The organism is Kitasatospora sp. NPDC091207 (assembly GCF_044768625.1).
Lineage (GTDB): Bacteria > Actinomycetota > Actinomycetes > Streptomycetales > Streptomycetaceae > Kitasatospora.
Genome location: NZ_JBIVVS010000049.1, coordinates 2092 through 6714 on the forward strand (window position 1 = coordinate 2092; position 4623 = coordinate 6714).

The 4623-nt window shown below is 74.2% G+C and carries 6 protein-coding genes; all 6 read right to left on the minus strand.

Features of this window, described 5'->3' with window-relative positions:
- Window positions 1–115: 115 nt before the first annotated feature.
- The 6 genes from ACIQTO_RS37380 to ACIQTO_RS37405 all read right to left on the minus strand — a co-directional run bounded on the left by ACIQTO_RS37380 (window position 116) and on the right by ACIQTO_RS37405 (window position 4479).
- On the minus strand, window positions 116–415 hold the full coding sequence (locus tag ACIQTO_RS37380) for a hypothetical protein (RefSeq protein WP_402398019.1): 300 nt from the start codon (window positions 413–415) through the stop codon (window positions 116–118).
- A gap of 222 nt (window positions 416–637) precedes the next feature.
- Window positions 638–958, minus strand: coding sequence for a DMT family transporter (locus tag ACIQTO_RS37385; protein ID WP_402398021.1), 321 nt, complete (start codon window positions 956–958; stop codon window positions 638–640).
- Window positions 959–964: 6 nt separating this feature from the next.
- A complete protein-coding gene (locus ACIQTO_RS37390; protein ID WP_402398023.1) occupies window positions 965–1654 on the minus strand; it encodes an HAD family hydrolase in 690 nt (229 codons plus the stop codon).
- Between the two features lie 64 nt (window positions 1655–1718).
- Window positions 1719–2804, minus strand: a complete 1086-nt coding sequence (locus tag ACIQTO_RS37395) for an ABC transporter ATP-binding protein (RefSeq protein WP_402398025.1) — start codon at window positions 2802–2804, stop codon at window positions 1719–1721.
- Window positions 2805–2827: 23 nt separating this feature from the next.
- Complete coding sequence (locus tag ACIQTO_RS37400) at window positions 2828–3676, minus strand: ABC transporter permease (RefSeq protein WP_402398027.1); 849 nt, start codon at window positions 3674–3676, stop codon at window positions 2828–2830.
- The gene (locus ACIQTO_RS37405; RefSeq protein WP_402398029.1) at window positions 3664–4479 is read right to left on the minus strand and encodes an ABC transporter permease; all 816 of its coding nucleotides are present in this window, start codon (window positions 4477–4479) and stop codon (window positions 3664–3666) included. The genes ACIQTO_RS37400 and ACIQTO_RS37405 overlap by 13 nt, the downstream gene beginning before the upstream one ends.
- Window positions 4480–4623 lie beyond the last annotated feature (144 nt).

Sequence of the window (4623 nt, forward strand, 5' to 3'; positions counted from 1 at the left end):
GGTCCACACCTGTGGGGGGGTTGGGGGGGGGGGCCCCGGGGGGGGGGGGGGGGGGGGGGGGGGGGGGGGGGGGGGGCCCCCCCCCCCCCCCCCCCCCCCCCCCCGCGGTCCGGGGTCAGATCACCGGGCCGACGGCCTCGTCCCAGTAGCCGTCGTCCTCGGGGAACGGGACCGGGAACGGCGACGGGAAGACGCCCTCCAGCCGGACCGCCCCGTTGTACTCCGCCACCTCCTTGATCGCGCCTGCCTCACCGACGACGAAGGCGTCCAGCACGGCGAACAGCGCGATCAGCTCCGGGAAGCCCTCCATCGCCTCGCTCAACGCCCGGTCGAAGCCCGCGGACGCGTCCTCCAGCAGGGTGATGGCCTCCGGGCTCAGGTGGATCGTGTAGCAGAGGTCCAGGAACCCGTGCACGTCGGCGGTGATCAGCGGCCAGTCGTCGAACTGGGCCGCGACCGAGCACGGTGGACCCGTGCGGGCACGGATGCGCGGGAGGCGGCGCGCCCCGGTGGCTCGTCCGGCCTCCCACCGGCGCGGCGCGGCGCTGGAGGAGGAGCGCCGGTGGAGGAGCGGCGCACGGCGGAACGGAGCGGGACGCCGGCCGGGCCGAGGTCCCGCTCCGCGGGAGGCCGTGCGTCAGTGGCCGGTCCTCAGGTTGAGCACCACCACGCCGACGATGACCAGGGCCAGCCCCAGCCACTGCGGCCGCCCCAGCGACTCGCCGAAGGCCACCACGCCGATGCCGGCGACCGCCGCCGTCCCCGCCCCCGACCAGACCGCGTACGCGACCGACACCGGGATGTGCTTCAGCGCCTTGCCGAGCAGGTAGAACGAGAGGACGTAGCCGATGCCCACCCCGACGCTCGGCCAGAGTCTGCTGAAACCCTCCGTCAGCTTCAGGCAGCTGGTGGCGCAGACTTCACTGAGGATCGCCAGGGCGAGGAGTATGTAGGGCACGGGCGGTCAAACCCCGCGTGAGGCGGTGAGCTTCCCGAGCAGCGCGACGTCGGCGTGCTCCAGGCTGTCGAGCAGGGTGACCCGGGAGCCGTCCGGGATCGGCGCGGCGCTGGACGGGACGGCGAGCACCGCGCAGCCCGCGGCGGTGGCGGAGGCGACGCCGGTCGGGGTGTCCTCGACGGCCACGCAGTCCGCCGGGTCCAGGCCCAGCCGCTCGGCGGCGGCGAGGTACGGGTCGGGCGCGGGCTTGGTGCGCGGGGTGTCCTCGGCGGCGAGGGTGACGGCGAACCAGTCGCGGCCGATGGTGGCGAGGACGAGGTCGACCACCCGGCGCGGCGAGGCCGACACCAGTGCGGTGGGCACCCGGGCGTCCCGGAGTTCGGCGAGCAGGGCGAGCGCGCCCGGCCGCGGGACGGTCTCGGCGGCGACCTTGCCGGCGAAGGAGTCGCCGAGGCGGTCGGCGAGTTCGGCCTCGCTCAGTGAGGTGCCGCTGATCCGGTGCAGGTGGGCGGCGGTGTGCTCGATGGCCCGGCCGAGCACCTCGGGGGCGTCCTGGTCGGTCAGGGAGTGGTGCAGCTCGTCGGCGAGTTCGGCGGTGGCCTGCCACCAGAGGTGCTCGGTGTCGACCAGGGTGCCGTCCATGTCGAAGAGGACGGCGGCGGGCCGGGCGGAGTCGGGCAGGGCGGATTCAGGCATGGCGGTACCTTCGATGGTGCTCATAGAGGGTGGAGCGTGCGCACAGCGGGTGGAGCGGGTCGGTTCAGACGGTACGGCGGTCCACCAGGACCGGGCGCTCCGGCAGGCCGAGCCCGGCGCGGGAGCCGATCGGCAGGGCGGCGGCGGCCTCGGTCGGCAGGTCGGCCTTGACCTCGGTGCCGTCGTCGAGCCGGACGGTCAGCCGGGTGACGGCGCCCAGGAAGGAGGCGCCGACCACCAGGGCCGGGCCGTCGGCCGCGGGGGTCAGCGAGACGTTCTCCGGCCGGACCAGCACCTGCAGTTCGCCGTCGGCGGGCGCGACGCCGTCCACCGTGTGGCGGCGGCCGAGCACCTCGACGCCGTCGGAGACGCGGGTGCACGGGATGCGGCTCATGGTGCCGACGAACTCGGCGACGAAGGCGGTGGCCGGGCGGGCGTACAGCTCGGACGGCGTGGCGCACTGCTCCAGCCGGCCCGCGCGCAGTACGGCGACCCGGTCGGCCATCGAGAGCGCCTCCTCCTGGTCGTGGGTGACGAACAGGGTGGTGATCCCCAGCTCCTGCTGGAGGCGGCGGATCTCCTCGCGCAGCGAGAGGCGGACCTTGGCGTCCAGGGCGGAGAGCGGCTCGTCGAGCAGCAGCACGCGCGGCTGAAGGGCGAGCGCGCGGGCGAGCGCGATGCGCTGCTGCTGCCCGCCGGACATCTGGTGCGGGTAGCGGTCGGCGTGCTGCGGCAGGCCGACCAGCTCCAGCAGTTCCTGGGCGCGCTTGCGGCGCTCGGCCTTGCCGGTGCCGCGCATCCGCATCCCGAAGGCGACGTTGTCGGCGGCGGTCAGGTGCGGGAAGAGGCTGTAGGACTGGAACACCATGCCCGCGTCGCGCCGGTGGGCGGGGATCCGGGTGATGTCCTCGCCGTCCACCAGCACCTGGCCGGAGTCGTGCTGCTCGAAGCCGGCCAGGATGCGCAGCGCGGTCGTCTTGCCGCAGCCGGACGGGCCGAGCAGGGCGAGGAGCTCACCGGGGTGGACGGTCAGGTCGAGGCCGTCCAGGGCGGTGGTGGTGCCGAACGAGCGGCGCAGGGTGCGGAATTCGACGGTCGCGCCGCCGGGTGCGAGGGGGACGCCGGCGACGGGGGCGGTAACCGTGGTCATGATGGGGAACGCTCCGGGAGGCTTCAGGAAGTGGTGGGCTTGTGGCGGCGCTCGCGGCCGACGGTGGCCAGCAGGAGCAGCAGCAGCCAGGTGATCAGCAGGCTCAGGATGGAGACCGCGACCGACATGTGGGCCTGGCTGTTGCCGACCGAGTAGATCCACACCGGGAAGGGCTGGTAGCCGAGGATCGAGGCGGCGGTGAACTCGCCGAGGACCAGGGCCAGGGTGAGGAAGGAGGCGTTCAGCAGGGCGCCGCGCAGGTTGGGCAGCACGACGGTGACCACCGCGCGCGGCCAGCTGGCGCCGCAGTTGCGGGCGGCCTCGACCAGGGTGCGCAGGTCCACCGCGCGCAGGCCGGCGTCGATCGCCCGGTAGGCGAGCGGCAGCGCCATCAGCACGTAGGCGATGACCAGGACCAGCGGGAAGTCCGGGTCCTGGATGAACACGAAGGTCTGGAAGAACGGCGTGTCCATCAGGTAGTCCGGGCCCCAGCGGAGCACGCCGATCATGCCCGCGGTCAGCGCGACCGGTGGGACGACCAGCGGCAGGGTGCAGAGCACGTCGATCACCGGGCGCAGCTTCGGCGAGCCGAGCCGTACCGCGATCAGCGCCGGCACCAGCAGGAGCAGCAGCACCAGGACGGTGACGACGGCGAGCTGCAGGGTGAGCCACAGGCTGTCCAGGAAGCCGGGGGCGCCGAGCAGGCCGGTGTACGCCTCGAAGGAGTAGCCCTTCGGGTCGTCGATCGAGAAGTAGCCGGCGGCGGCCAGCGGGACGATGAAGTAGACGCCCGCGAGCAGCAGGACGGCGCCGCGCCACCAGCGCACCTTGCGGCGCGGCGAGGAGGGGCGGGCGGAGGTCAGCTGAGCCATCGGGCACTCCGGCGCTGGAGGGGGAGGTACACGGCCATCACGAGGACGGCCACCACGATCATGTTGAGGCTGAGGGCGAGCGCGAGGTTGCCCTGGCCGACCAGCACGTTGCCGGAGAGCGCGTCCGCGATCGAGCGGCTGACCAGCGGCACGGTCGCGCCGACCATGGCCGCGGCGGTGGCGTAGGCGGCGAAGGCGCTGCCGAAGAGCAGGACGAAGCCGCCGAGCAGGGAGGGCAGCAGGATCGGCAGCGCGACGTGCCGCCAGTACTGGACGGTGGTGGCCCGGTTGTTGTGGGCCGCCTCGCGCCACTGCACCCGCAGGCCGTCCAGGGCCGGGGTGATGGTGAGCACCATCAGCGGGATCAGGAAGTACAGGTAGACGATGGTCAGGCCGGTGAAGGTGTAGAGCGACCAGCCGTGGTCCGTCAGGTGGAGCAGCTCGGTGATCTCGCCGGCGTTGCCGAGGGTGGCGACGAACGCGAAGGCGAGCGGCAGCCCGCCGAAGTTGGCGAGCACGCCCGAGGCGGTGAGGACGGCCTGGCGCAGCCAGGTGTGCCGGGAGGTCACCACGGCCTGCGCGATCGGCAGGCCGATCACGGTGGAGAGCAGCGCGGTCAGCGCGGAGAGCTTGAGGCTGCTGACCATCGCCGTCCAGTACGCGCCCTGGACGGAGGCGGTCACGTTGTCCAGGGTGAACTGGCCGCCACCGCCCTCCGCGTCGGTGGAGGTGGTGAAGGCGCCGATCGCGATCGCCACGGCGGGGAGGCCGAAGCCGATCGCGAAGAAGAGGAAGAGCGGCACGGTGGCGAGCCAGGAGCCGCCGCGCGGGCGGGGGCCCCGCGGCCGGCGGGGGGGGGGGGGGGGGGGGGGGGGGGGGGGGGGCCCCCCCCCCCCCCCCCCCCCGCGGGCCGGCGCGGGGGGGGTCGGCACCGGGGGGGGTGCCCT

Excerpts from the sequence above, each read along its gene's own strand:
- ACIQTO_RS37400 (WP_402398027.1), bottom strand. The coding sequence starts at position 3,676 with ATGGCTCAGCTGACCTCCGCCCGCCCCTCCTCGCCGCGCCGCAAGGTG.
- ACIQTO_RS37390 (WP_402398023.1), bottom strand. The coding sequence starts at position 1,654 with ATGCCTGAATCCGCCCTGCCCGACTCCGCCCGGCCCGCCGCCGTCCTC.
- ACIQTO_RS37395 (WP_402398025.1), bottom strand. The coding sequence starts at position 2,804 with ATGACCACGGTTACCGCCCCCGTCGCCGGCGTCCCCCTCGCACCCGGC.